The organism is Candidatus Neomicrothrix sp., assembly GCF_035329545.1.
Taxonomy (GTDB): Bacteria; Actinomycetota; Acidimicrobiia; order Acidimicrobiales; family Microtrichaceae; genus Microthrix; species Microthrix subdominans.
Genome location: NZ_DAOLGP010000080.1, coordinates 1 through 2064 on the forward strand (window position 1 = coordinate 1; position 2064 = coordinate 2064).

Annotated in this window: 2 protein-coding genes; one reads left to right on the plus strand and one right to left on the minus strand. The window is 66.8% G+C overall.

The annotated features are described in order from the left end of the window. Nucleotides 1-621: plasmid pRiA4b ORF-3 family protein (locus PKD89_RS19750; RefSeq protein WP_289011400.1), on the plus strand; the 621-nt coding region annotated here is incomplete at its 5' end. A 7-nt stretch (nucleotides 622-628) separates the two neighbouring features. Here PKD89_RS19750 and PKD89_RS19755 read toward each other — a convergent pair. Further along, entirely contained in the window at nucleotides 629-1951 is a 1323-nt protein-coding gene (locus tag PKD89_RS19755) for an ISL3 family transposase (RefSeq protein ID WP_289011399.1), read from the minus strand. Between the last annotated feature and the right edge of the window lie 113 nt (nucleotides 1952-2064).

Genomic DNA, 2064 nt, shown 5'->3' on the forward strand with positions numbered 1-2064 from the left:
GATGAGCCAACGCCTGAGGTGCGGGCTGTGCCGGAGCGTGTGCGGGGTTTTCGGGTGCGGGTCGACCTGATGTATGCCAAGCCGCCGGTCTGGCGTCGTCTGGACCTGCCGGGCGACCTCATGCTCGATGAGCTGCATGTCGTGCTGCAGGTCGCGATGGGCTGGCAGGACGGTCATCTGCATAAATTCGGTGTTGGGTCGGACCGGCGTACCCGTGCCTACTTCGTCACCGGGTTTGATCTCAGTGAAGGCGACGAGGGTGTCGTCGAGGACGGCGTGCGGCTCGATCAGGTGGTGTCCGACAGGGGCGAGCGGTTGTTCTATGACTACGACTTCGGCGACGGATGGGAGCACGTGCTGGTGGTCGAGGACGTTTTCGATGATCCACCCTCGGCTCCGGTGTGCCTGACGGGCAAGATGGCCTGCCCTCCGGAGGACTGTGGCGGCCTGGGCGGCTACGAGGAGTTGGCTGCGTGGGTTCGTGGCGGATACGACCCGCGGGCAACGCCGATGGGGCTGGGTGCGGAGGAGATGAGGGACTGGCTGCCCCGGGGCTGGGACCCCGACCGTTTCTCGGTGGCCGAGACCAACGACGCTCTGGCCGCGTTGACGACGCGGTGAGAACTGTTCACTGCCGAGGTTGACGGAGCTGGGTTCGGAAGCCTCCGGTCTCGAGCAGGGACCGGGCGATGTAGTTGGTGAGGTTGCGGAAGCCCAGGGCGGATCCGCGGAGGTGTTCGAGGCGGCCGTTGATCGCTTCGGTTGGTCCGTTACTGGTCCCGGGACGGTCGAAGTAAGCCAGGACGTCGGCGGCGCGCTTCTTGAGTGTGCGGCCGAGGGTGATCAGTTCGGTCAGCGGCGTGGGAACGCCGGTGCTCAGCGTGGTGATCAGCGCCGCCATCATGATGCGGCCCTTGCGGCGGTCGGGTTCACGGTAGGCGGCCACGGCGCGTTGATACATGTGCCAGGTGGCTTCGACCTCGGCGTGGGCGTCGACGGCGAACAACGCGGTCAGCCGGGTTTTCTGGCGGTCGGTGAGCAGATCGGCGCCGGTGTGCAGGGTACGCCGTGATCGGTAGAGCGGGTCGGTGCTGCGGCCGCGGTGTCCGCATGTGGCCAGTTGCACGCGGCGGCGGCATTCGTCGAGGGCGTTGCCGGCCAACCGCACGACGTGGAACGGGTCCATCACCGTCGCCGCGTCGGGGAGTTCTTCGGCGGTGGCGGTCTTGAAGCCCGTGAAGCCGTCCATGGCAACGACTTCCACGCCATCGCGCCAGTCCTTGGGACGGTCGGCCAGCCAATCGGCGAAGGCCTTCTTGGAGCGGCCTTCGACCATGTCGAGCAACCTGGCCGGCCCGGTCTTGTCACGCACGGGGGTGAGATCGATGATGACGGTGACGTACTTGTCGCCGCGGCGGGTGTGCCGCCACACGTGCTCATCGACCCCGATCACCTTCACGCCGTCGAAACGGGCCGGATCGGCGATCAGCACCCGGCGGCCCTCGGTGAGCACGGCGTTGTTGGCGGTGTTCCACGACACGGCCAGCGCTTCGGCGACCCGAGCAACGGATAGATGTTGGCAGACAATGGCTTCCAGCGCCCACCGCAGTCCGCGTCGAGACAGCCTGGCGCGTGGTTCGGCGGCCTTACCCATGTCTTGGCGCCACACATGAGCGCATCCGACGCAGCGGTAGCGGCGGATCGTGACCAGCAGCGTGGTGGGCCGCCACCCGAATGGCTCATGGGCCAGTTGACGGGTCACACTGTCACGTGGACTGCCCTCTTCGCCGCACCGGCGGCACCACCGATCCTCCTCGGCAAGTCGACAGGTCAGCACGGCCCGGTCGGCGTCGAGGCGTTGTCCGGTCACCTCCAACCCGAGCTCGTCGAGGCGGCAAAAAGTGGTCAGGTCAGCGCAGGCGAAGCCCGCCCGACCGGTAGCGTCAGGCACGTCGAGGTCTTTCGGATGGTTGGCGTGAGAACCCCCATCATCGGAAGACCTCGACCCCTATCCCGGCAACGACGCGCCGACCACCACTACACCCTCATCTGTGAAGAGCCAGT